Genomic DNA, 22,669 nt, shown 5'->3' with positions numbered 1-22,669 from the left:
GATTATGGATTTGAGCCGCACTCCCGACACGCAAACCAAACAAAGCTCGGCAAGCGTACCGTTTCGCAAGGTGCTCTTGTCGGCGGCGATGCTTTGGGGTGCGTATTTCCTTCTGATTACGCTTCGCACCTATGTCTTTGAACTGGACATGCAGGTGGAGATGGCGGCGAGGCGTTTTCTGGTCACGCTTGCCGGAATGGGGCTCACGCTTGTCTTGTGGGCAATCTTGCGGCTTGTTGATCGCAAGGCGCTCTGGATCAAGATCACCGCGGCCAGCCTGTTTGCAATCCCTGTCGCTATCGCAATTGGCCAAATCAACCATTTCGCGTTCAAGGATGTTCAAACCAAGCTTGAGCAAAAATTCGCCGAAGAGCGCGGCTTTCGCTTCGATGATGAGGGCAACCTTCTCTACGACCTTCCCGCAGGCGCTTCGATTCAGCCACCCGGGCCGGAGGGTTCGAACTCCTTTGACCAGTCCGAATCGCTCCTGATCGTCTCGGCCGAGCAGACACAAGGATCGTGGCGTTCGGTGTTGGAGATAGCGCTTGGGCGGTATTTCCTTTTGCTCGCGTGGGCCTCGACCTATTTTGCGCTTCTTGCAGGAACACAGGCGCGCGTTGCTGAACGGCGCGAGCAGCAGTTTCGCTCGGCAGCAAAGGCCGCGGAACTAAGGTCCTTGCGCTATCAGGTGAACCCGCATTTCCTGTTCAACACGCTGAACTCTTTGTCCGCCCTGGTGATGACCGGCAAAGCCGAACAGGCTGAACGCATGATCCAGACCATCAGCCGCTTTTACCGCCATAGCCTTGCCGACGAACCGACGAGCGATGTGACGCTCAAAGACGAGTTTGACCTGCAAAAGCTCTATCTTGACATCGAAGCAGTGCGCTTTCCCGAACGATTGAGGCCTGTCTTCGATCTTCCCGAAGATCTCGAAGAGGCGCGCGTGCCCGGCATGATCCTTCAGCCTCTGGTCGAAAATTCGGTAAAATATGCGGTTTCGGCGGTGACGCGTCCGGTGACCATCACTGTGGCCGCGCACGAAGAGTTTGACCGGCTGGTCATCACAATCAGCGATGACGGCCCCGGCGTTCCCGAAGGCGCGCCGCACGGGTTCGGCATCGGTCTTGCCAATGTCAGCGACCGCTTGGAAGCGCGCTTTGGTTCCGATATTGCTTTTACTTCAACCCCAATTCCGGGCGGCTATCGAACGCAAATTCGTATCCCGCTGTCCAAACCCAGAGAACCCCGGTCGAAAGACAGTTCAATCAAGAGGTGATTTTTGGCGATTGCTGAAAGCGACGATACCCAGGTCAAGCTTCGGACATTGATCGTAGACGACGAGCCCTTGGCGGTGGAGCGGATCCAGGTCATTTGCGCCGAATTGCCAGCCATCAGTGTTGTGGGCACCGCGAGCGACGGTGCAGCCGCGCTCCGCCTTGCCGAAAAGCTCGAACCCGATCTCGTTTTGCTTGATATGACAATGCCAGAGCTCGACGGGCTTGGTGTGGCGCGCAAATTTTCAGAAGACGACAATCCGCCCGCGGTGATATTTGTGACCGCTCACGATCATTTTGCGGTTGAAGCCTTTGATCTTGAGGCGATCGATTACGTCTTGAAGCCTGTTTCATCTGATCGCCTGGACCGGGCAATTGAACGCGCAGTGGCAAGGAAGGGCGAACGCAAAGCGCCGGCCAGCAAATGGCTCGACGAGCTTTGGGTCCCGCATCGGTCCGAACTGCTGCGCATCGCTGTGAGTGAAGTGCACCAGATCGATGCCGAGCGTGATTATGTGCGCCTTCATGTTGGCGATCCGGCCGAGTGCGCGGAGGCGGGTCGTTCTTACTTGCTGTTACAGACCATTGCCGGTCTCGAAGCGAGATTGGACCCCGAGCAGTTCATCCGCATCCACCGTTCAACCATCCTGCGCCGCGACAATATTCGGGGCCTTCGGCACGACGGGCTTGGTGTGTGGTCAGCGGAACTGCAAAATGGCGAAGCTTTGAGGATCGGGCGGACCTATCTCTCCAAAGTAAAGGCTATGGCGGGGCGCTAAGGGTATCAGCGCGACGGTGCTCTCGGACTGGAACAGTCCGCAAGCACGACCGTGCGCCCGCAGCCGGGAATAATCCCGGCGAAGGGACAGCGCCGAGGACCCCGAACAAGAAAACGGCCCGAACCCTGGGACTGAGTAGGGTTCGGGCCGCAGTGTTTGCGCTCTCATATCGGGGTATTGATCCGGAGCGCAGGAGTGAACGCGAGTGTTAGCCGCCGCGTCGTTGATCGGACATGATGGTTGCGACCTGCTTTTTGGCGCCAGCGCGGGCATTGGCGAGGCAGGCGTCAAGCTCTGGCGAGCGAAGGCGTGTGCCGATGCGGTTTTCGTAAACGCTGCAGACGCTGCGTGCAGCCGCCTCAATGCGTCGTTCGAGCCGCTCCTGACCTTCCGGTGAGCTGAGGTTCAGATCAGCGTAGTCAACCATCTTGGTGTGGACCTCGTTGCTGCCGGCCAAAGCGGGGCTGGCCGTAAATGCGAGGGCGAGGGTGGCGGTTGCCATTGTGGCAATGTTGCGGGTTTTCATATCTACTCTCCATCAAAGCAAAGACGGCGGAGTTCGAAGGGGGCCGAACCGAGCCAGAATTTGGGGATACCGCCATCTGTGCTGTGATCATTAAGTACCCAATGCCATTGGCGCGGTCATTTGATGCTCGACGAAACCGCTTGTAGTCGTCGATTGGCAGCGTGAGAAATGACCGAATGCCATGGTTCGCTGACGAACGGCCTATTTCAAAGGACGAGCGTTTACTTCATATTGTCATACGTGATTTTGGGCCTTGCCATCGTCTTCCTGCTCGGGGTTTTGAACTTTGTCCTGCACAGCGCGGTGCTTACAAGCGGTCACCCATTGATGGAAGAAATGCCTGATATCTGGCGACTTTTGGGCGGTAGACTGTCTTTGGTGGCGGAATTCCTTGTCCTGCTTGCAGCTATGCTTTTGGTCGCTAATGGGTGGGAAATCCTTGCCTGGGCCTATGGGGGCTACAGCGCGCTCAACGCTTTGTCGGCGTGGCTGATTCTAACGCGGCGGATATGATGCACCCTAGGTTCTACAGTTCATTCGCCGTGATGTGTGTGCCTTTTTGCTTGCATGAACGATGCGATAAGGCTTGGGCCTTACAGCTATGACGACCCGCCTTTTCCATATTAGCGATGTCCATTTCGGGGTTGAGAACCGCGAGGCTCTCGAAAGTGTTGCGCAGGCCGTGCACGATGAAAGGCCCGATGCGCTTGTCTGTACTGGCGACCTCACACAGCGAGCCACGCGGGCGCAGTACGCGGCAGCAGCGCAGTGGTTTGGCCAATTTGATGTGCCTGTCTGGGTCGACCCGGGCAATCACGACATGCCCTATTACAACTTGTGGGAGCGCTTCACGCGGCCTTACGACAGGTACAATGACTTGCGCAAAGCGGTGGCTGTCAGCCGATTTGAAACTGATGATGTGGTTCTGGTCCCGCTTAAAAGCACGGTGCGATCACAAAACAGGTGGCCTTGGTCTGACGGACACGTAACCGAGGCGTCCGAGGTTCGCACAACCCGGGAACTGGCGCAATTTGCGGATGATCCGCGCCACATTATCGTGACCGCACACCATCCGCTCCATGGCCCAAAGACCGAAGGGCCAAATGCCACAATTCGCGGGGACGAGGTGATGGCGAACCTTGCCTCGAAAGGCATGGATGCGGTCCTGACCGGCCATATTCACAAACCTTTCTCGCAGGTTCGGTCCGGGCCTGATTGGCAAACCCATGTGATCGGAGCGGGCACACTTTCAACCCGGCTGCGCGGCGGCATTCCTGCGTCCTACAATGTGCTCACTTGTGTGAAAGGCAGCGCGATTGAGGTCGAGGTCAGGTATTTTCCCGAGGGCTAATGTTTACCTCACGCGTACGAAATTTAACCTTTCTTAGGGGTTCGTACTTAACGCTTTCCTACCATTAATAGTCGGCCATGTGGTTCAGGCTTGGATCGCGATTCGGCGACTGTCGGCTCGTATCTATTGGCCAGTATTCATTGGAGTGTGATCGATGGACCTGTTCAAAGCGATGGGATTGAGCGCCCTTTTGACGCTCTGCATAGCGCTGGTGATTGGCTCTCAGGGGACCAGTGGTGGATCTCTGGCGATTTACGCCATCACAATCGACGGCCTGCGCTTCTTCTGGTCGTGGCCCGTGTTCATTTGTGGCAGCGGCCTTGGCTGGGGCATAATGTTGCTTCAGCGGTAGGCCAGATCAGGCACGGGCACAGTAGCGGCCAGAAAAAAGGGCGGCTCCCATATCGGGGCCGCCCTTTTTTGTTCCCACCGACGCACAAAGGCGCCGGAGAAGAGTTCGATTAACGTTTCGAGAACTGGAAGCTACGGCGTGCTTTCGCGCGGCCGTATTTTTTACGCTCGACCACGCGGCTATCGCGGGTGAGGAAGCCGGCAGACTTCACAGTGCTGCGCAGCTCAGGCTCATACTTGGTAAGAGCCTGGCTGATGCCGTGCTTTACCGCGCCAGCTTGACCCGAAAGGCCGCCGCCTTTGACGGTTGCAACGATGTCGTACTGACCAACACGGTCAGTGATGCTGAACGGCTGGCTGATGACGAGGCGCAGGGTAGGGCGCGCAAAATACACTTCCTGATCCTTGCCGTTGACGGTGATCTTGCCGGTGCCAGGCTTCAGCCAAACGCGGGCTGTTGCGTCTTTACGACGACCGGTCGCATAGGCGCGGCCCTGTGCGTCGAGCTCTTGCTCGCGCAAGGGAGCAGCCGGGTTCTGGGCAATCTCAGCTGCATCTGCAGCCGGTGCATCCGCAGCGATCTCTTTCAGATCCGCGAGATCGGAGACGGTTTCGTTATTGTCAGCCATTATGCAGACACCTTGTTCTTACGGTTCATCGAAGCAACGTCGAGCACGGCCGGCTTTTGGCCGTCATGGGGGTGCTCGGTGCCAGCGTAGAGGTGCAGTGCGCGCATTTGATCGCGGCCCAATGGACCACGCGGGATCATGCGCTCGATTGCTTTTTCAAGCACACGCTCAGGGAAACGGCCTTCGAGAACTTTCTCAGGCGTAGTTTGCTTGATGCCGCCGGGGTGACCGGTGTGCTTGTAATAGATTTTGTCGGTGGTTTTCTTGCCGGTGAACTTCACCTTGGCAGCGTTGATGATGATCACGTGGTCACCGCAATCAACGTGCGGGGTGTAGCTCGGCTTGTGCTTACCGCGCAGGATATTGGCAACGATCGAAGCGAGGCGACCGACCACAAGGCCGTCGGCATCGATAATGTGCCATTTCTTTTCGACCTCTGCCGGTTTCGCCGACGCGGTCTGTTTGCTTAAGCCCTTCATGGCTGATGCGTCCTTAAATCAAGGGTTTCTCGGAAACTGTTGCGCGCTCCGAACGGGCGAATCACGCGTGCGACCAACTGCAGCTGGTCACTTTGGAAAGGCGCATTTGTCGCCGATAGCCGCTTAAGTCAAGCAAATCCGGGCCTTGCAGGAGAGGTAAAATAGTACCTCATCCACTTTGCCGCACCCGATTTCACTTGTGCCCGGGCAATCCGCCGAGCCAGTTCAAAGTGTCCGGATGCGCTTTGTCGCATGTCCATCCAACGATTGCGGGCGTGTCGTAAGGGTGTTGCTCACCCAGCCGCGTCGTGGCCCGATCGAGCAAGGCCGCTGTTGTCTTCAAAAGCAGCCCTGCCTCGTTCTCGCTATGCGTCTCGCCCTCCCATTCGAAAACCGAGGTGATCTCTGGCACAATATTGGCGCAGGCTATGAGCTTTTCCTTGAGCAATTGCTCTGCAAGGCAGCGCGCGGTTTCGGGATCGGGGCAAGGGCACCATATCAGCGCGGCTTGCAGGCCATCGCTCATGCGCTGGCCTTGCGCTCGCCGTCTGAATGCATCGCCCATGCGGTTGAGGCGACCAGAAGCGCTCCGGTGAGTTGGTGGGCTGCTGCTACCCAAAGCTCAACCTCGGTGAGCACTGTGGTGATGCCGAGGATAACCATGACGCCGAAGGCGCTATGGACTGCTATTGAAGCGGCGCGGTCGCTCTTGCGCACACGGCGGGCAAGGTAAACCAGCGCTGCAACCGCGATCCATGCCCACCAGCGGTGGAGGAAATGCAAGAGGAAGGGGTCATTGGTCAGCGTTGCAAAGAACCCGCCCTCAAAGCTGACCTCTGGGATTAGGCGTCCATTCATAAGCGGCCAGTCATATGCGGCATGGCCAGCATTGAGCCCCGCCACCCATGCGCCAAGGAGCAGCTGGATAAACAATACGCCCGCTACAATCGCAGACGGGGTCGTGAGCTTTGCTGGTACCGCGTCGGGATTGCTCGCCAGATTGCGCAGGTCCCGCGCGGTCCAGACAAGCCCGCCGAGCAGGAATAGCGCGGTGAGCAAATGGGCGGACAGGCGGAAATGGCTGACATCGGTAAGGTCGGTGCCAACGCCCGAGTTCACCATATACCAGCCAAGCGCACCCTGACCGCAGATCAGGGCAAACATGGCGAGCAGGCGCGGTTTGTAGCCTGTCGGGATTGCTTGTTTCACCCAGAACCAGACCATCGGCAGCAAGAAGGCAAGTCCGATCACCCGGCCAAGGATGCGGTGGAACCACTCCCAGAAATAGATGAATTTGAACTTGTCCAGATCCATCCCCGCAGGGCCGCTTTCAAACTTGTATTCGCCCGTCTGCTTGTAAAGCTCGTATTCGGCCAGCCACCCAGCCTCGGTCAGCGGGGGGAGGATGCCGGTCACAACGCTCCAATGGGTGATCGAAAGGCCGCTTTCAGTGAGGCGGGTGATGCCGCCCACCAGAACGATAATCACAACGAGAAATGCGACAGCCTCAAGCCAGCGCCCAAGCGCGAGGGGCCGCGACAATGCGGTTGGCGAGGCTGGAGGAGCCGAAGAATGCGCGGTTGTGGCCATGACGCGGCTCTAAATGTGCGCTGACCCTCACGCAAGCAAGTGCAATTGCGGAAAAGCGCGAGGCATTCCATGCAAGCCCCCAATGGATGGTCCCACCCCAAGCAACACTTGCGCCGGTGTGCGAGGGCTCTATTTGAGGGGCCATGAGCGACACTATTTCCATCACGCTGAACGGCGAGCCTCGCCAGACCTCTGCCATCACTATCGCCGCGCTAGTGCGCGAGCTTGAATTGGAGCCTGCAAAAGTGGCGGTTGAGCGCAATCGGGAGATTGTCCCGCGCTCAACTCTGGAAGACGCGGCGCTGGCCGATGGCGACACGTTGGAGATCGTGCACTTTGTGGGTGGGGGCGACCATCAGGCTGATACTTGGACCGTTGCTGGCCACACCTTCACCTCGCGCCTGATCGTGGGCACCGGCAAGTATAAGGACTTTGAGCAGAACGCAGCCGCAGTCGAGGCAAGCGGCGCGGAAATCGTCACCGTGGCCGTGCGACGGGTAAACGTCACCGACCCCAAAGCGCCCATGCTCACAGATTTTATCGACCCCAAGAAGGTCACCTATCTTCCCAACACTGCAGGCTGCTTCAATGCTGACGACGCAATCCGTACATTGCGGCTGGCGCGGGAAGCAGGGGGCTGGGACCTCGTTAAGCTCGAAGTGCTGGGCGAAGCGCGCACGCTTTATCCCAATATGAAAGAGACCCTTGAGGCAACCGAAGTGCTCGCCAAAGAGGGGTTCAAGCCGATGGTGTACTGCGTCGACGACCCCATCGCGGCCAAGCAGTTGGAAGACGCAGGCGCGGTGGCGATCATGCCATTGGGCGCGCCGATTGGTTCAGGGCTTGGGATTCAAAACCAGGTGACCATCCGCCTGATCGTAGAGGGCGCGTCAGTGCCCGTGCTGGTCGATGCAGGCGTTGGCACGGCTTCAGATGCAGCGGTTGGTATGGAGCTCGGCTGTGATGGCATCTTGATGAACACCGCCATTGCAGAGGCGAAAGACCCCATCCGTATGGCCCGCGCCATGAAGCTGGCGGTCGAAGGCGGGCGCGAGGCTTATCTTGCTGGCCGCATGGGGCGGCGCAAATATGCCGATCCGTCCAGCCCGCTTGCTGGCCTGATCTAGCCTTTCAATATCCTGACCGATTTGTAAATTAGTCGCTCTGGTTACTACGTATTAACCATAGAGTGTCACACCCGTTTTCTGAAGTCAGGAGACGATGAATGACACTTGCCAGCACCTCGACCTTGACCATTGGCGAAATGCGCGAATTTGCAGGGTTTACCCCCGCCGAGCAGCGCTACATCAAGCGCAGCCTCGATATCGGGCTCTCGCGCTGTGATGCTTTTCGCCTGTGGGGCCGCACAGAGGACGAGAATGTCGCAATCCGCCGGCAATATGTCGCCTATCAGGACCTTCGTTCTTTGCGTGGTCTAGTCCCGCAAGAAGGCGGCATTGGCGAGATCGAGCGCTTCGTCGGCAAATGCATCCGCATCGCTGCTTTTGACCTCGGGCAAGAACGGATCGAAAGCTTCTCCGCCTTCCGCTTCCTTTATGAGCGGCTCTTGGGAGCCCAAGTGCGCCCCTATCTGCCAAGCGTATTTTGCGCCGCCGCAGCCCTACCGATCATCCGCCCAGACCATCGCAAAGTCCTCTTGCAGTCCCTGAGCGAAGCCGCTGCGACCGCCCCCGCTTGGTCAGACCGTCAGCCAAGCTTCCTCCCGGAATATGTCGAGGATGTTGAGGCGGCTTAGGAGGCGCTACTTCAAGTTGATGTAGAGCTTTAACCACGCATCGAAGGACTCGGCCACTAGCTCAATGGTGTCGAAATCATGGTCCCAAAACCAGATTTCATCCTCGTTTTTTGAGGGTTTGGTGTTGAAGGCAAACTGATTTCCTGAGCAATCATTCGCAATCGCGACTAAGTGCGAAGGCATTCCAGCTTCACGCCAACCCGTCGTCGAAGCTGCAATCTCAGCCGGGCCATGAAACTCGCTAATATCTGGCAGTTCGAGCTCTTCGTCATCGATAAACTCTAAGAGATCGATTGTGGTCTGAGGTAGTCCAAAACCCAGAACAGCAGTCTTGTAGGTAGCCGGAAGCGTAAATCCGATCTCCTGCTCCGCTGCCTCCAGTGCCAGCGGGTCAACCGTCTCGGGTGGATAGTTGATTGAACCCCAAGCCTTTTGGAAAGCCTCTAGTGCAAGAGCGCTCACCTCCGATACATCCCATCGATCCGCTCTTGATACCGATCACGGATCTTATGCCGACGGATCTTCATGCTTGGGGTCATCTCCTCGTTCTCAATGGTGAAGGCCTCGTCCGCAAAGGCGAAGCTCTTGACCTTTTCGACCACGGAGAGGTCTTTGTTTGTCCGGTCCACCGCTGCTCGTACAGCATTCTTGAACGCGGGTAGGTCTTGCAGGGCGGCGAGATCAAATTTCTCATCATTCGCGCGCGCCCATTCGAGCGCCCATTCGGCATCGGGCACGATCAGACCCACGACATAAGGCCGGTTATCGCCGCTCACCATCGCTTGCGCAATTTCAGGTTGCAGGGTCAGCATGCCCTCGACCTTTTGCGGGGCAACATTGTCGCCCTTGTCGTTGACGATCATGTCTTTCTTGCGGTCGGTGATCTTGATCCGGCCACCTTCGTCGATCAGGCCAATATCGCCTGTGTGGAGCCAGCCGTTCTGGATCGTGCGCGCGGTCTCTGCCTCGTTTTGCCAATAGCCGTGCATAACAAGCTCGCCCGCGCACAAAATTTCGCCATCGTCCGCGATCTTGATCTCAACGCCGCGCATCGGCGGGCCAACCGTATCCATACGAAGCCCGGTTTTGGGCCGGTTACAGCTCATGATCGGGCCAGCCTCGGTCTGACCGTATCCTTGCAACATGGTAAGGCCCATCGCTGCGAAGAAATTGCCAACCTCCGGGTTAAGCGGCGCGCCGCCCGAGACCATGGCTTTCAACCGCCCACCAAACTTTGCGCGGATTTTCGGGCGCAGGGTCTTTTCAACCAGCATATCCAGTGGCCGGTCGCGCAGCCGCTTTTTGCCGCCGCGCGATTTTTGGCTGATCTTGAGAGCGGCATCCATCATGAAATTGGCGACTTTGCCCTGTTTTTCGACCTGTTTCATGATGCGCGTGCGCAGCACTTCGAACAGGCGCGGGACCACGACCATGATGGTGGGCCGGGTTTCCTCGATGTTGGAGGCGAGCTTTTCGAGGCCTTCGGCGTAGAAAATCTCTGCGCCCACACCGATGGGCAGATATTGCCCGGCGGAGTGTTCGTAAGCGTGGCTGAGCGGCAGGAAGGACAAGAACCGCTCGTCCGAGATGCCGAAATCATTAATGAGAATTTCCGCAGCGCCCGAGACATTGCACAGGATTGCGCCGTGGTGCTGCATAACGCCGCGAGGTGCACCGCCCGTGCCGCTGGTGTAAATCAAACAGGCGGTGTCATTGCGGCTAATATCCGCAATCCGCGCATCGACCCCCGCACGTGCAGCTTTCGCGTCGCCAGCGGTCATATCGTCCCAATTGTGATACTCGAAGCTGCCGGCCTGATGACGTTTGAGGTCATCGATGCCGATCACAAAGTCGGTATTGCCCGTCTCACCAATCGCGCCGACCAGCGGGGCAAGCAGCTTCTCGTTAGAGACGATCACCGCGCGTGCGCCCGAGTTGTCGAGGATATGGGCGTGGTCGCGCTGTGTGTTGGTGATGTAAGTGGGAACCGAGATGCATCCGGCGGCCATGATTGCCAAGTCTGCGATGCACCATTCAGGGCGGTTTTCGGAAACCAGAGCCACACGCTCACCCGGCTTAAGGCCAATGCGGCGCAGGTTCTCGGCCAGCAAACACACCTTATCGGCGATTTCGCGCCAGCTTTGCGTAACCCACTCGCCATCTTCCTTGCGGCCAAGGAAAGGCGCATCGCCTTTTGCATCGGCGCGTTTCAGGAAAAGCTCGACCAGATTTCGGGCAGCGTCAACATCCTGCAAGATCGGGTCGTCATTCGGGTCAATGACAGGCGGTGAATAGGGTGCGTTCACGGCAATTGGCTCCTCTTCGCGCTCACTCACACCAAAGATGGATCAGATGGGCGCTCTTATCTCTCTCAAAAATTGAAATAAGCGATGATTGGCAGCGCTACAAGGTAGGGCGCGCGCGGCTATGGCGCGTTGGCCGCGCTTTCCTTTGGACCCTCTTCTGCAGGGACATAGGACAAAAGCTCGGCAATCCGCGGGTCTCCGGCAGCTTCCCAGCCCCCTTCGATACGGCGCAAAGCATTGGTTTTGCCTCGCGGCGCAATCACTCTGATCTGGTCATGTCCCAGAGCTTTCAGCTCATCCACCATATCGGCAATGGTATTGCCTTCTTCGGTGATGGCAACAGGTCCAAACGCCATGAACAACGGCAATCCCAGCGCCTCTTCAGCGGTCATGCCGAAATCGAGCACGCCGATGATGGAGCGGGTGACTTGTACGGGAATGGTCGGCCCGCCTGCAGCACCGATAACGAGTACGACTTCGCCCCGCTCATCGAAGACGATGGTGGGTGCCATGGAAGAACGCGGGCGCTTGCCCCCTTCGACACGGTTGGCGACAGGCTTTCCGTCCGCGACAGGGTTGGTGCTGAAATCGGTGAGCTCGTTGTTGAGGTAGAACCCGCCCCAATGCAGGCCCGATCCCCATGCGCCTTCGATGGTGGAGGTGTAGCTGATCGCATTGCCTTCCCCATCGACGATGGAGAAATGGGTTGTGCCGTTTTCAACCGGCTCATTTCCGTCCGCCCTGGCCAGCGGTGCGCCAGGCGGCGTTCCGGGTTCCGCTTTCTCAAGCGCTTTGGCGGGGTCCAACAGAGCGCTGCGGCTGGCGAGGTAGGCTGGATCAACCAGACCTGCGACAGGGACTTCGACAAAGTCGGCATCGCCGATGTAAAGCTCGCGATCGGCATAGGCTAGTCGCTGGGAATCGAGGAACAGATGCCAGAACTCCGGGCTGTTGGGGCCAAGGGCAGCGACATCAAAGCGCTCCAGCTGCGCCAGCATCTGGCCAACTGCGACCCCGCCAGATGACGGCGGGCCCATGCCGCAAACCTTGTAAACGCGGTAACGCACACAGACCGGTTCGCGTTCTTTGGCGGTGTAGCTGGAGACATCATCGGCGGTCATTGCGCCGTCTTGCGGGGTTTCGCTCGCGACATAGGCGGCGAATTCGGCGGCGCTTTCGTCGTAAAATGCGCCGGGCCCCCTGACCGCGAGGCGCACAAGCGTTTCGGCAAGTTCAGGCACCTTGACAGTTGTCCCGACGGGCAGAGCCTCACCATCACTGCCATAGAAAATTGCGCGTGCCGCTTCGGTTTTGCCAGCGCGTTCCTTGCGACCGCTCAGCGATGCGTGGAGCCGACGGTTCACAACAAAACCGTCCCGCGCCAAGGTGATAGCGGGCTCAAACAGATCAGCCCAAGGCAATTTGCCGTATTGTTCATGCGCTTTGGCAGCGAGGGCGAGATTGCCCGGAACGCCGACACTCAGCCCCGATATGACGCGGGTTTCAAACGCGAGGCGCTCGCCGTCTTCATCAAGGAAGCGTGTGCCGGTTGCCGCTGCGGGAGCTGTTTCGCGTCCGTCGAAAGTTACGATGCCATTGTCCCCCGCGCGGACCATAAATCCGCCTCCGCCAATGCCAGAGCTTTGCGGTTCGACCACAGTAAGCGCGAGCATTACCGCGATTGCTGCGTCGGTTGCAGAACCGCCTTTTGCCAGAATTGCTTCTCCCGCTGCCGTTGCGCGCGGATCAGCGCTGCTTACAGCTCCGGTTTCAGCAGCGGCGATAGGTGGGGGAGTGCTTGCAACCGATGGAGGTGCGTCTGCACAACTGGGCAGAGCAAGAGCAATCGGCGATAGAATAGCGACATGTTTTAGCATGGGATTGTTTGCTATTCGCTTCCCACCGCCTCCGCAATGGTTTCGAAGCCTTCGGATTCCATTATTCGCTCGAGACCCTTGGAAATTTGTTCGCCCAGCGTTGGCCCGTGATAGACCATAGCGGAATAGAGCTGGACGAGGCTTGCCCCTGCACAGATGCGTTCCCATGCATGTTCGGCTGTTGCAATTCCGCCCACCCCAACAAGCGGTATATCGCCCCCGGTTGCCTTTCGGAAATCACGCACCCGTTGAAGCGCAAGTTCGCGCAATGGTTGACCCGACAAGCCGCCGGTTTCGCCCGCGTGGCGAGAGGTTAGCCCCTCGCGGGAGATAGTCGTATTCGACACAATTAGCGCGCCAAGTTTCTTGTCGAGAGCGATGCGTGCAATCGCGTCAATATCCTGCGGCTGCAAATCGGGCGCAACCTTCAAAAAGATCGGAGGCAATGTGTCGCCTGCTGCCTGCGCGCGCGCCGCGATCACGCCATCAATCAAAGCTGACAGAGCGCCTTCATCCTGAAGCGCCCGCAAACCCGGCGTATTGGGGCTCGAAACATTGACAGCAAGATAGCTTGCATAAGGCGTCATCACCCGCGCCATTTCAGCGTAATCCGCGATCCTATCTGCGGAATCCTTATTGGCTCCGATGTTGATCCCGACCAACCCTGCCCGACCCTTGCGAGCTTCCAATCGCCCGACTGCGACCTCGGCTCCTGCATTGTTGAAGCCCATGCGGTTGATGACGCCTTGATCTTCGGTCAGGCGAAACAGGCGCGGTTTGGGATTGCCTGCCTGAGGGCGCGGCGTGATTGAACCGACCTCGGTAAATCCGAACCCGAGCGCCAGGAGCGCGTCCGGAACCTCTGCATCTTTGTCAAAACCAGCAGCGACACCGACGGGATTGGGAAAATCGAGCCCGGCGACATTTATTGCCAGTTTCGAAGGCTTCTGCGCCCGCTTGGTGGAGGCACTGATTGGCACAGCCTTCAACGCTTTGATCGCGAGCTTGTGGCCGGTCTCCGAATCGAGCGCAAAAATCGCGGGGCGGGCAAGGTCAAACAGTTTGAACGGGTTCAGCATTGCCCATCGCTAAGCCTTAAAATCGCGACGTTGTCGAGTGGAAACCCGAGCGTAAATACCGGAAAACGCGGCAATCATGCAATTTTTGCAATCAGCAAAGCTTGTCGCTTCAATACAATTAATTCCCTCGCACCTTCGCTAGATAAACATTGCGACCCGAAGGGCTCGAAGCAGTGATGCAAAGAGTTCCTCAACTCACATGGGCGGCTTTCCTCAAGTGAAAGCCGCCCTTTTTTTTGCGCAATCGCTCTGTTAACTCTACCTACGCTTGAAGGTAGGGGCGCAAATGGTTGAGAGTATTGACGCAATTCCCGGCCTTCAGGGGGTCGAGGCAGCTGATCTGGACGTTGAGCTTACCGCGAGTGATCTGATCACCGTTGACTACATAGCGCCGCCTTCTGCGATCAGCGACTTTGTGACCACGCTTTATCACTTCCGCTGTGATGAGCCGGAAATCTACGATATTCAGCCTGCATCTGTCGGGCATTTCGCGATTTTTCCAAAGGGACGAGGCGAGATGCTGTTTCGCGATGGGCGGCGCGATCCCAATCACGCAAGCGTTGTGATGACGCCCCAATCCAGTGCTCATCCGATCCAGGTCAAAGGCCCCATGCACACGATTGGCGCAGCGCTTTCGCCTCTCGGCTGGGCCGCGCTGACCGGACTTCATGCCGGTGACAATTCCGACCGGCTCCTTTGCGCAGGCGATGTCCTTGGGCAAGATGCGGTGGACTTGGGCGACACGCTTAATGCGCGCTACCTGGCGGGAGAATTGAGCGGGCATGAATGCGCATCTGCCATTGGCGATTTCTTGAAAGGCCGCGTGAAGAAGGTCAATTCGCGCCATGCGGAGTTGATCAAGACGGTCAACACCTGGCTTGGGTCCTCGCTCAACCCCGATCTTGACGACCTCACCAAGGCGGCGGCCTATTCAACGCGCCAGGTTCAGCGTTTGACCGAGAGGTATTTCGGCCTGCCACCCCAAGCGTTGGCGCGAAAATACCGTGCTCTTCGTGCTGCTGCCCTTTTGTCTTTTCCCAGCCTCACCCCCGAATTCGAGGCGCAGTTGGCAGGCGCCTTTTTCGATCAGTCCCACATGATCCGCGAGATCAATCTCTTCGTCGGGCGCACACCTGCGCGTCTGCAGGACCCGGATACGCCGTTCCTGTCCGAGATGATCGCCCCGCAAAACTTGCGCGAACTGGACAGCTGAGCCCTTCTTTGCCGGCAATATCGAGAGTGAGGCCCTGCCGGCGCTCCCGCTGCGCTTGAAATCGGAGCATATTGCGCGTATTTGAAATAGGAACGAATCAATCCGATTTAAGAACCACTCGCAATAAGGCCCCTTTTTCCTCTCTCATGCGCCTCTCCAATCTTACCGATTATGCCATCATTACGATGTGTCAGGCGGCGACTCATTGCGGGGATGGCCGGGTGAGCGCGGCTGAATTGGCGAATGAGACGGGGCTTCCTGTTCCTACGGTTCAACGTTTGGTGTCAAAACTCACCGCGGCGAGCCTTCTGCGTTCTGTGCGTGGAGCGGGTGGAGGTCTGCAATTGGGCCGTCCGGCTGCTGCGATCACGGTAGCTGACATCGTCGAAGCGGTGGAGGGGCCGATTGCCCTTACCGCCTGCCTCGACAACGGTGACTGCGATTACGAGGCTGGCTGCAACATGAAGCCGCACTGGCCGATGATCAACGCCAAGCTGCGCGGCGCGCTTGCCGAAATTACTCTGGACGATCTGCGTCCAAATTCACCCTCTCAAACAATTTCACAAAAAGAGCTTACGGCATGACCGACAATCTCGACCTTCAACCGGAAATCGATCAGGACGCCAAGGACGCAGCGGCGGCTGCGACCGAATATGAGCATGGCTGGTCCTCGGATATTGAGACCGAGTTTGCTGAGAAAGGCCTGACCGAAGACACGGTTCGGTTTATCTCTGGCAAAAAGGGTGAGCCTGAATGGATGCTCGACTGGCGCCTGAAAGCCTTCCGCATGTGGCAGGAAATGGAAGAGCCCGATTGGGCCAAGGTCGGCTATCCCAAAATCGATTACCAGGACGCCTATTATTACGCCGCGCCGACCAAGAAGGTAGAACTCGATTCGCTCGACGATCTCGATCCCGAGATTAAGCGCGTTTACGACAAGCTTGGCATTCCGCTTGGCGAACAAGAAGTGCTTGCCGGGGTCAAGGGCGCGAAGAAAGTCGCTGTGGATGCCGTTTTCGACAGCGTGAGCGTCGCGACCTCGTTCCGCGATGAGTTGATGCGCGCAGGCGTTATCTTCCGCTCGATTTCAGAAGCGATCAAGGAATATCCTGAGCTCGTCAAAAAGTGGCTGGGCCGCGTTGTGCCCACGCGCGACAATTACTTTGCCTGCCTCAATGCAGCTGTTTTCTCCGATGGCACCTTTGTATACGTGCCCGAAGGCGTGCGCTGCCCGATGGAGCTCTCCACCTATTTCCGCATCAATGCCGAGAACACCGGACAGTTTGAGCGCACTTTGATCGTGGCGGAGAAGGGCTCTTATGTCTCCTATCTCGAAGGCTGCACAGCGCCGATGCGCGACGAAAACCAGCTCCATGCCGCCGTGGTGGAATTGGTCGCGATGGAAGATGCGGAGATCAAATATTCGACCGTCCAGAACTGGTATCCCGGCGACGCTGAGGGCAAGGGCGGCATCTACAATTTCGTGACCAAGCGCGGGCTTTGCCAAGGCGACCGCTCCAAGATCAGCTGGACGCAAGTTGAAACCGGCAGCGCGGTGACGTGGAAATATCCGTCGTGCGTGCTCAATGGCGAAGACAGTGTGGGCGAGTTCTACTCAGTCGCGGTCACCAACAATTACCAGCAGGCCGACACCGGCACCAAGATGATCCACAATGGCAAGGGCTCGCGCTCGACCATCATCTCCAAGGGGATCAGCGCAGGCCATTCCAACAACACCTATCGCGGGCTCGTTCGCGTGGGGCCAAAGGCGGAAGGGGTGCGCAACTTCACCCAATGTGATTCGCTGCTTTTGGGCGATGAATGCGGCGCGCACACTGTACCCTATATCGAGGTGAAGAACCCCGGCGCTCAGATCGAGCACGAGGCGACCACCTCCAAGATTTCCGATGAGCAAATGTTCTACGCCCAACAACGCGGCCTCGACGAAGAGGAAGCGGTGGCGCTGATCGTCAACGGCTTTGCCAAGGATGTGCTCAAAGAGCTGCCGATGGAGTTTGCTGTGGAAGCGCAGAAGCTGCTGGCGATCTCGCTTGAGGGGAGTGTTGGGTAGTGTTTTTCGGTACTCCCAACCAAAACGAGAGCCCTTGGTGGCCGCTGTTCATGACGGTGCTTTGCGCTGGCCTTTGTGCGATATCTTTGTGGTATGAGCGCGCCCTAGGTGCATCTTTAGTCGGCCTTTTTGGGGCTCTCCAGCTGTGGCGTTTTCTGGCCGCTTGGAAACGGTGGCGTCTCGAACGAAACCTAAAACGCGATCCGGAACTTTGGCGTCTTTATCAAGAAAGGCGGCCCAATGACTGACCGCAAAACCCTAGGCCTGCGCGACACAAGCGACACTGACGCCCCCGAGCTCCCCAAAAAGGGGCGCGGCTGGAAGATTTCGGATAAGCGTCTCGATGCCCTTCACGACCGTGCGCGCGAAATGCGGCGGTTTGCCTCCCCTGCGAACAAGGCGCTCGCCAAGAAGTTCGCCGAGGCCGACCTTGGCCGCTACACTTTCAAGCGCTTTGCCGTCGTTGGCTCGGCCATTGTCGACTTCAACTGCCACAACCTCGGCATGGCGATCATGATCGACGAAGAGGATCAGGACGAAACGCTCGCCAAGCGGCGAGACAAGAGCCTTGAGAGCGTCGGTATTCGCATCATGCGGATCAAAGCGACCGATATTCTCGATGACATGGACGCCGTGCTCCAGCGCATTACCGCCGGTATGCGCATACGCATTGGCGACAGAAAAGACGCGGCCCGCGCCCACCGCGAGGCCAATCCCAATCAGGATTACTCCCGGCCAGATCGCAAAGACAATCGCGGACATGACCGCGATGACGGTGGCCGCCAATGACCCGTTTTACCCCCTCCCGTCATGCCGGATTTGATTCGGCATCCCGCTTTTTTGCCACTGCGCAAGAGGTAAGCTGGACCCCGGATCAAGTCCGGGGAGACGAAAATTGCTATGGAATTGAAACAGATGCTTAAGATCACTGACCTCCACGCAACCGTTGGCGAGGCCGACCCCAAGCCGATCCTAAAGGGCCTCAGCCTCGAAGTTAAGGCGGGCGAAGTCCACGCGATCATGGGCCCCAATGGCGCGGGCAAATCGACGCTCGCCAATGTCCTTGGCGGCAAGCCCGGATATGACGTGACCAGCGGCTCGGTTGAGTTTGCAGGCGAAGACCTGTTCGACCTCGACCCGCATGAGCGCGCGGCCACTGGCTTATTCCTTGGCTTCCAGTACCCGGTTGAAATCCCCGGCGTCTCCAACGTCCAATTCCTGCGCGAAGCTTTGAATGCTCAGCGCAAATTCCGTGGGCAGGAGCCACTGTCCGGCGGCGAGTTCCTGAAACTCGCCAAAGAGAAAGCAGCGCTCCTCAAAATGGACATGGAAATGCTCAAGCGGCAGGTAAACGTCGGCTTTTCCGGCGGCGAGAAGAAGCGCGCCGAGATGGTCCAGATGGGCATTCTCGATCCCAAGTTCGCTGTGCTGGATGAGACCGACAGCGGCCTCGATATCGACGCGCTTCGCATTGTTGGTGAGGGCATCAACTCGATTATGCGTGCGCCTGACAAGGGCGTGCTTCTCATCACCCACTACCAACGCCTGCTCGACGTAGTAAAGCCCGACAAGGTGAGCATCCTCGCCGATGGCCGGATCGTCCAAACCGGCGGTCCTGACCTTGCGCTTCGCCTCGAAGACGAAGGCTATGATGCTGTCATGGCAGAGGCCCTTGCATGACCGACACAGCAATCCTTCCCACAAAGCGCGACGAAGCTTGGCGCTACGCTGATATCGACGCGGTCGAACGGCTTGGCCTTGCCGGCATTTCCGAATGGCAAGACATCGCGTTGGCCGCTGGCGAGACCAAGCGCACGTGCATGGTTGTCGGCGGCGATGCTCCCGAAGTCACGCGCATCCGCTTGACCGTCGGCGATGGCGGGCGCGCCGAAGTCTTCGCGACCAGCGCTGGTGATGACTACACCCGCCTCGAGATCGAAGTGACCCTTGGCAAAGGCGCTCATTTCGAATTTGGCGGCGTGACGATTGGTGGCGGTGATGCAACCCGCGAATTTGTGACGCAAACTGTTCACGCTCAGCCCGATGCCACCAGCAACCAGATCGTCCGCAGCGTCCATTGGGGCACGGCTGCGGGTAATTTCCTCGGCGAGATCAAAGTCGCGCGCCACGCGCAAAAAACCGACGCCGCGCAGGATTTCAAAGGTTTGCTCCTCGAAGCAGGGGCCAGCGCCAATGCGGTCCCACAGCTTGAAATCTTCGCCGATGACGTGAAATGTGCGCATGGCGCGACCGTTGGTCAACTTGATGAGGCGGCGCGCTTCTACATGGCGGCACGCGGGCTTTCCCCTGAAATGGCACGGCGGCTTTTGGTGCAGGCCTTTATCGGTGATGCCTTTGTAGAACTTGAGGACGAGGAAAGCCGCGCGAAGCTTCTCGAAGCAGCGCTTTCTAAATTGGAGGGTAAACTATGATCATGAAAAGTTCGAAGCTGGCGGTTCTGCCCGTTATCGCATTGCTGGGCGGCGCGGCCGTGACGGCTTCAGCGCAAGACGAAACAAGCGCGCTTATGCTCCCGTCGAGCGAGTTTGCACCGATGCAGCGGTTCGACACCAATTACGAAAAGCCCAAGGACATGGCGGAGTTTTACGTCCGGATGCTTGGTCTTTCGGCACGCGATGCCGATTATGAAGAAGGACGCAACCCGCGCAATAACAGACACAAAGTCGTCATCGCGACCATCGAAGGCATTGATGATCCGAAGGTCACCGCGGTTCAATGGCGCCTTGAGCTAAAAGCGGAAAGCGGCGGCTGGGAAGCTGTTGAGGCGGGCCTTCGTCGCAAATGCCAGAATGGTCCCAACACAAATCAATGGACGAGAGAAGTTTGCCCCTAGCCCTTGCCAATCGACCTGCAGCCGACCTGCGCTCTGACTTTCCTGGTCTTGTAACCAGGGACGGCGCGCCTTGGCATTACCTCGATACCGCTGCGACAGCGCAAAAGCCGCAGGCGGTGATCGAGGCGATGTCGCGCGCGCTCGGGCAAGACTATGCGACCGTTCACCGCGGGGTGTACTCGCGCTCAGCGGATATGACTTTGGCCTATGAGAATGCAAGGCGCACGATTGCCTCGCTGATCGGTGGCGGAGAGGACGAGATCGTCTTTACCCGTGGCGCGACCGAGGCGATCAACCTTGTCGCCAAAAGTTGGGGCAAGGCGAACCTCAAATCAGGCGACCGCATTCTCCTTTCGCAATTGGAGCACCACTCCAACATCGTGCCATGGCAAATGCTTGCCGAGGAAGTGGGCGCGCATATTGATGTCGTGCCGCTCACAGATGATCACCAGATCGATCTGGATGCAGCCGAGGCCATGCTGACCGAGAGCCACAAACTGGTCGCCTTTGGTCATGTATCCAACGTTCTGGGCGGCGTGCTCGACGCCAAACGCGCGGCGGATCTCGCTCACAAAGTCGGCGCGAAATTGCTCCTCGATGGCTGTCAGGCGGTTGCGCATATGCCGGTCGATGTCGCAGCGCTCGATTGCGATTTCTATGTTTTCTCCGCGCACAAGCTTTATGGCCCCACCGGCATTGGTGCCTTGTGGGCGCGCTCTGAAATCCTGCTTGAAATGCCCGCCTGGGAAGGCGGCGGGGCGATGATCGATCGCGTGACCTTTGAAAAGACCACTTACGGCAGCGGACCCCAACGTTTTGAAGCGGGCACCCCTGCGATCACCGAGGCGATCGCTTTTGCCGCTGCCACTCAATACGTTCAATCCGTTGGCCTTGGCGCGATGCACGAGGCAGAAGGCGAGCTTGTCGCCAGACTTCGCCGCGAGCTGACCGCGATGAACGATGTGACCGTATACGGTCCTGAGGCAAGCGCAGGGATCGTCAGTTTTACCATCGACGACATTCACCCCCATGACCTTGGCACTATCCTTGACGAAGCCAATGTCGCCATTCGCGCAGGCCACCATTGTGCACAGCCATTGATGGATTATCTCGGCGTATCAGCCACGGCGCGCGCCAGCTTCGGGCTCTATTCCACTCAGGAAGACGTAACCGCGCTTCTTGAAGGCATCGCCCGCACTCGGCGGATTTTTGGAAAAGGCATTTGAGTATGACCACTCCCAACCAAACCCAGGAAAAACCACCCCGCGCTCGTGTTGACGACGCTGTCGATCCGGACACATCGGGGGCGACCGCGCCTCGGACCCGCGATTATCTCGACGGTTTCCTACACCAGAAGCCGGCCAGCGACGCGGCTGGCGGTCCGGGTGGCGATTTGCAGCAGGCAGTGATTGATGCCCTCAAAGAGATTTACGACCCCGAAATTCCGGTCAACATCTATGATCTGGGCCTGATTTACGGGGTTGAAGTGGATGATGAGTGCGATGCGACCGTCACGATGACGCTCACGACCCCGCATTGCCCGGTTGCCGAGACTATGCCGGGTGAAGTGGAGCTGCGTGCCGCGTCTGTGCCCGGCATCCGCGATGCGGAGGTGGAGCTGGTCTGGGATCCGCCATGGAGCCCTGAAAAAATGTCCGACGAAGCCCGTCTCGAACTGGGGATGTTGTGATGACCGAGACAACGACAAAGACCCGCAAACTGCCCGCAGCTGTGGTCCTGACAAAGGGCGCAGAGGAGAGGATTGCCCATCTGATGAGCCAGGCGCCCGATGATGCGATCGGCGTAAAGCTTTCAACCCCGCGCCGCGGGTGCTCCGGCCTTGCCTACTCGGTCGACTATGTCACCGAAGAGGCGAAGTTCGATGAAAAGATCGAAACCCCGGGCGGCACATTCTACATCGACGGGGCGAGTGTGCTTTATCTGGTGGGATCGACCATGGATTGGGTCGAAGATGACTTCACCGCCGGTTTCACCTTTGAAAACCCTAACGCCAAGGGCGCATGCGGGTGCGGTGAGAGCTTTATGGTCTGATGGCGCGGGATGTCGAATTGACGACAACGCTTGACTGCGGGCCTGACGAAGCGTGGACCTATTTGCGCACCTCCGCGCTTCTTGACTACATTGCAGCGCCGCTGATCCGGTTTGCGCCGCGTGGGGGGAAGCCGTTCCCGCCAGACTGGACCGTGGGTGAGCACCGCGCCTGGATGCTGCTGTTTGGCATCATCCCCATCGGCTGGCAGGCGATCGTCATCAGTTTTCCAGAGCCCCAAGGCGAGGTCCGGATGCTGCGCGATAATGGTTATGGCCCGATGATAAAACGCTGGGACCACTGGATCGAGATTGCGCCCGAGGCAGGCGGGGCCGCGACGCGCTACACCGACCGGGTGACTATCGATGCAGGCCTTCTAACGCCGCTCGTTGCAGGCTTTGCGCGCATATTTTACACGCATCGACAAAAGCGTTGGCGCTCGCTCGTGGCGAGCGGATTTGCACCAGTTAAGCGTTGAACT

At 58.2% G+C, this 22,669-nt stretch carries 27 protein-coding genes; 18 read left to right on the top strand and 9 right to left on the bottom strand.

Translation table 11 applies throughout. The features are described 5' to 3' along the window. Nucleotides 1–4 precede the first annotated feature (4 nt). Both AC0V6Q_RS11480 and AC0V6Q_RS11475 read left to right on the top strand, forming a co-directional pair. On the top strand, nucleotides 5–1,279 hold the full coding sequence (locus AC0V6Q_RS11480; RefSeq protein ID WP_486168512.1) for a sensor histidine kinase: 1,275 nt from the start codon (nucleotides 5–7) through the stop codon (nucleotides 1,277–1,279). 3 nt (nucleotides 1,280–1,282) lie between these two features. Continuing rightward, nucleotides 1,283–2,056 (top strand): LytR/AlgR family response regulator transcription factor, encoded by a 774-nt coding sequence (locus tag AC0V6Q_RS11475; RefSeq protein WP_486168511.1) that lies wholly within the window; start codon nucleotides 1,283–1,285, stop codon nucleotides 2,054–2,056. Between the two features lie 208 nt (nucleotides 2,057–2,264). Here AC0V6Q_RS11475 and AC0V6Q_RS11470 read toward each other — a convergent pair whose 3' ends face one another. Next, nucleotides 2,265–2,582 carry a UrcA family protein gene (locus tag AC0V6Q_RS11470; protein ID WP_486168510.1) on the bottom strand — a complete coding sequence of 106 codons (318 nt, stop codon included), beginning with the start codon at nucleotides 2,580–2,582 and terminating at the stop codon, nucleotides 2,265–2,267. A gap of 240 nt (nucleotides 2,583–2,822) precedes the next feature. Here AC0V6Q_RS11470 and AC0V6Q_RS11465 point away from each other — a divergent pair, with 240 nt between their 5' ends. From AC0V6Q_RS11465 to AC0V6Q_RS11455, 3 genes are all read left to right on the top strand, one after another. Beyond that, nucleotides 2,823–3,095 (top strand): hypothetical protein, encoded by a 273-nt coding sequence (locus AC0V6Q_RS11465; RefSeq protein WP_486169303.1) that lies wholly within the window; start codon nucleotides 2,823–2,825, stop codon nucleotides 3,093–3,095. Between the two features lie 88 nt (nucleotides 3,096–3,183). Beyond that, the gene (locus tag AC0V6Q_RS11460; protein ID WP_486168509.1) at nucleotides 3,184–3,933 is read left to right on the top strand and encodes a metallophosphoesterase family protein; all 750 of its coding nucleotides are present in this window, start codon (nucleotides 3,184–3,186) and stop codon (nucleotides 3,931–3,933) included. A 154-nt stretch (nucleotides 3,934–4,087) separates the two neighbouring features. After that, on the top strand, nucleotides 4,088–4,285 hold the full coding sequence (locus AC0V6Q_RS11455) for a hypothetical protein (RefSeq protein ID WP_486168508.1): 198 nt from the start codon (nucleotides 4,088–4,090) through the stop codon (nucleotides 4,283–4,285). A gap of 109 nt (nucleotides 4,286–4,394) precedes the next feature. On the opposite strand, the gene rpsI is transcribed toward AC0V6Q_RS11455, so the two are convergent. From rpsI to AC0V6Q_RS11435, 4 genes are all read right to left on the bottom strand, one after another. Continuing rightward, nucleotides 4,395–4,913: a 30S ribosomal protein S9 gene (gene rpsI, locus AC0V6Q_RS11450; RefSeq protein WP_486168507.1), complete on the bottom strand. Its 519-nt coding sequence runs from the start codon at nucleotides 4,911–4,913 to the stop codon at nucleotides 4,395–4,397. After that, nucleotides 4,913–5,392, bottom strand: a complete 480-nt coding sequence (gene rplM / locus AC0V6Q_RS11445) for a 50S ribosomal protein L13 (protein ID WP_486168506.1) — start codon at nucleotides 5,390–5,392, stop codon at nucleotides 4,913–4,915. The genes rpsI and rplM overlap by 1 nt, the downstream gene beginning before the upstream one ends. Before the next feature lie 193 nt (nucleotides 5,393–5,585). After that, on the bottom strand, nucleotides 5,586–5,918 hold the full coding sequence (cutA, locus tag AC0V6Q_RS11440) for a divalent-cation tolerance protein CutA (protein ID WP_486168505.1): 333 nt from the start codon (nucleotides 5,916–5,918) through the stop codon (nucleotides 5,586–5,588). After that, nucleotides 5,915–6,982 carry a COX15/CtaA family protein gene (locus tag AC0V6Q_RS11435; RefSeq protein ID WP_486168504.1) on the bottom strand — a complete coding sequence of 356 codons (1,068 nt, stop codon included), beginning with the start codon at nucleotides 6,980–6,982 and terminating at the stop codon, nucleotides 5,915–5,917. The genes cutA and AC0V6Q_RS11435 overlap by 4 nt, the downstream gene beginning before the upstream one ends. A 143-nt stretch (nucleotides 6,983–7,125) precedes the next feature. Here AC0V6Q_RS11435 and thiS point away from each other — a divergent pair, with 143 nt between their 5' ends. Further along, the gene (thiS, locus tag AC0V6Q_RS11430) at nucleotides 7,126–8,109 is read left to right on the top strand and encodes a sulfur carrier protein ThiS (protein WP_486168503.1); all 984 of its coding nucleotides are present in this window, start codon (nucleotides 7,126–7,128) and stop codon (nucleotides 8,107–8,109) included. 98 nt (nucleotides 8,110–8,207) lie between these two features. Next, nucleotides 8,208–8,738: a hypothetical protein gene (locus tag AC0V6Q_RS11425; RefSeq protein WP_486168502.1), complete on the top strand. Its 531-nt coding sequence runs from the start codon at nucleotides 8,208–8,210 to the stop codon at nucleotides 8,736–8,738. 6 nt (nucleotides 8,739–8,744) lie between these two features. Here AC0V6Q_RS11425 and AC0V6Q_RS11420 read toward each other — a convergent pair whose 3' ends face one another. From AC0V6Q_RS11420 to AC0V6Q_RS11405, 4 genes are all read right to left on the bottom strand, one after another. After that, nucleotides 8,745–9,200 (bottom strand): SMI1/KNR4 family protein, encoded by a 456-nt coding sequence (locus tag AC0V6Q_RS11420; RefSeq protein ID WP_486168501.1) that lies wholly within the window; start codon nucleotides 9,198–9,200, stop codon nucleotides 8,745–8,747. Next, complete coding sequence (locus AC0V6Q_RS11415) at nucleotides 9,197–11,044, bottom strand: AMP-dependent synthetase/ligase (protein WP_486168500.1); 1,848 nt, start codon at nucleotides 11,042–11,044, stop codon at nucleotides 9,197–9,199. The genes AC0V6Q_RS11420 and AC0V6Q_RS11415 overlap by 4 nt, the downstream gene beginning before the upstream one ends. 119 nt (nucleotides 11,045–11,163) lie before the next feature. Beyond that, on the bottom strand, nucleotides 11,164–12,921 hold the full coding sequence (gene ggt, locus AC0V6Q_RS11410) for a gamma-glutamyltransferase (RefSeq protein WP_486168499.1): 1,758 nt from the start codon (nucleotides 12,919–12,921) through the stop codon (nucleotides 11,164–11,166). Between the two features lie 11 nt (nucleotides 12,922–12,932). Continuing rightward, entirely contained in the window at nucleotides 12,933–14,000 is a 1,068-nt protein-coding gene (locus tag AC0V6Q_RS11405) for a quinone-dependent dihydroorotate dehydrogenase (RefSeq protein ID WP_486168498.1), read from the bottom strand. A 286-nt stretch (nucleotides 14,001–14,286) separates the two neighbouring features. Between AC0V6Q_RS11405 and AC0V6Q_RS11400 the strand changes: the two genes are divergently transcribed. The 11 genes from AC0V6Q_RS11400 to AC0V6Q_RS11350 all read left to right on the top strand — a co-directional run bounded on the left by AC0V6Q_RS11400 (nucleotide 14,287) and on the right by AC0V6Q_RS11350 (nucleotide 22,666). After that, complete coding sequence (locus AC0V6Q_RS11400) at nucleotides 14,287–15,213, top strand: helix-turn-helix domain-containing protein (RefSeq protein ID WP_486168497.1); 927 nt, start codon at nucleotides 14,287–14,289, stop codon at nucleotides 15,211–15,213. A gap of 146 nt (nucleotides 15,214–15,359) precedes the next feature. After that, nucleotides 15,360–15,797, top strand: coding sequence for an SUF system Fe-S cluster assembly regulator (locus tag AC0V6Q_RS11395; protein ID WP_486168496.1), 438 nt, complete (start codon nucleotides 15,360–15,362; stop codon nucleotides 15,795–15,797). Further along, nucleotides 15,794–17,284 carry a Fe-S cluster assembly protein SufB gene (gene sufB / locus AC0V6Q_RS11390; RefSeq protein WP_486168495.1) on the top strand — a complete coding sequence of 497 codons (1,491 nt, stop codon included), beginning with the start codon at nucleotides 15,794–15,796 and terminating at the stop codon, nucleotides 17,282–17,284. Before AC0V6Q_RS11395 ends, sufB begins: the two co-directional genes overlap by 4 nt. 240 nt (nucleotides 17,285–17,524) lie before the next feature. Beyond that, nucleotides 17,525–18,073 carry an endonuclease domain-containing protein gene (locus tag AC0V6Q_RS11385; RefSeq protein WP_486168494.1) on the top strand — a complete coding sequence of 183 codons (549 nt, stop codon included), beginning with the start codon at nucleotides 17,525–17,527 and terminating at the stop codon, nucleotides 18,071–18,073. Nucleotides 18,074–18,199: 126 nt separating this feature from the next. Further along, nucleotides 18,200–18,964 (top strand): Fe-S cluster assembly ATPase SufC, encoded by a 765-nt coding sequence (gene sufC / locus AC0V6Q_RS11380; protein ID WP_486168493.1) that lies wholly within the window; start codon nucleotides 18,200–18,202, stop codon nucleotides 18,962–18,964. Then, nucleotides 18,961–19,716, top strand: coding sequence for a SufD family Fe-S cluster assembly protein (locus AC0V6Q_RS11375; RefSeq protein WP_486168492.1), 756 nt, complete (start codon nucleotides 18,961–18,963; stop codon nucleotides 19,714–19,716). The genes sufC and AC0V6Q_RS11375 overlap by 4 nt, the downstream gene beginning before the upstream one ends. Nucleotides 19,717–19,718: 2 nt before the next feature. Continuing rightward, the gene (locus AC0V6Q_RS11370; RefSeq protein ID WP_486168491.1) at nucleotides 19,719–20,138 is read left to right on the top strand and encodes a hypothetical protein; all 420 of its coding nucleotides are present in this window, start codon (nucleotides 19,719–19,721) and stop codon (nucleotides 20,136–20,138) included. Continuing rightward, nucleotides 20,114–21,364, top strand: coding sequence for an aminotransferase class V-fold PLP-dependent enzyme (locus tag AC0V6Q_RS11365; protein ID WP_486168490.1), 1,251 nt, complete (start codon nucleotides 20,114–20,116; stop codon nucleotides 21,362–21,364). The genes AC0V6Q_RS11370 and AC0V6Q_RS11365 overlap by 25 nt, the downstream gene beginning before the upstream one ends. 2 nt (nucleotides 21,365–21,366) lie before the next feature. Further along, nucleotides 21,367–21,828 carry an SUF system Fe-S cluster assembly protein gene (locus AC0V6Q_RS11360; RefSeq protein ID WP_486168489.1) on the top strand — a complete coding sequence of 154 codons (462 nt, stop codon included), beginning with the start codon at nucleotides 21,367–21,369 and terminating at the stop codon, nucleotides 21,826–21,828. Further along, on the top strand, nucleotides 21,828–22,190 hold the full coding sequence (locus tag AC0V6Q_RS11355; protein WP_486168488.1) for a HesB/IscA family protein: 363 nt from the start codon (nucleotides 21,828–21,830) through the stop codon (nucleotides 22,188–22,190). The genes AC0V6Q_RS11360 and AC0V6Q_RS11355 overlap by 1 nt, the downstream gene beginning before the upstream one ends. A gap of 17 nt (nucleotides 22,191–22,207) precedes the next feature. Beyond that, a complete protein-coding gene (locus AC0V6Q_RS11350) occupies nucleotides 22,208–22,666 on the top strand; it encodes a hypothetical protein (protein WP_486168487.1) in 459 nt (152 codons plus the stop codon). Nucleotides 22,667–22,669: the final 3 nt, after the last annotated feature.

This window comes from Erythrobacter sp. S227, assembly GCF_057364925.1.
This window is presented reverse-complemented; position numbering and strand designations above follow the sequence as displayed.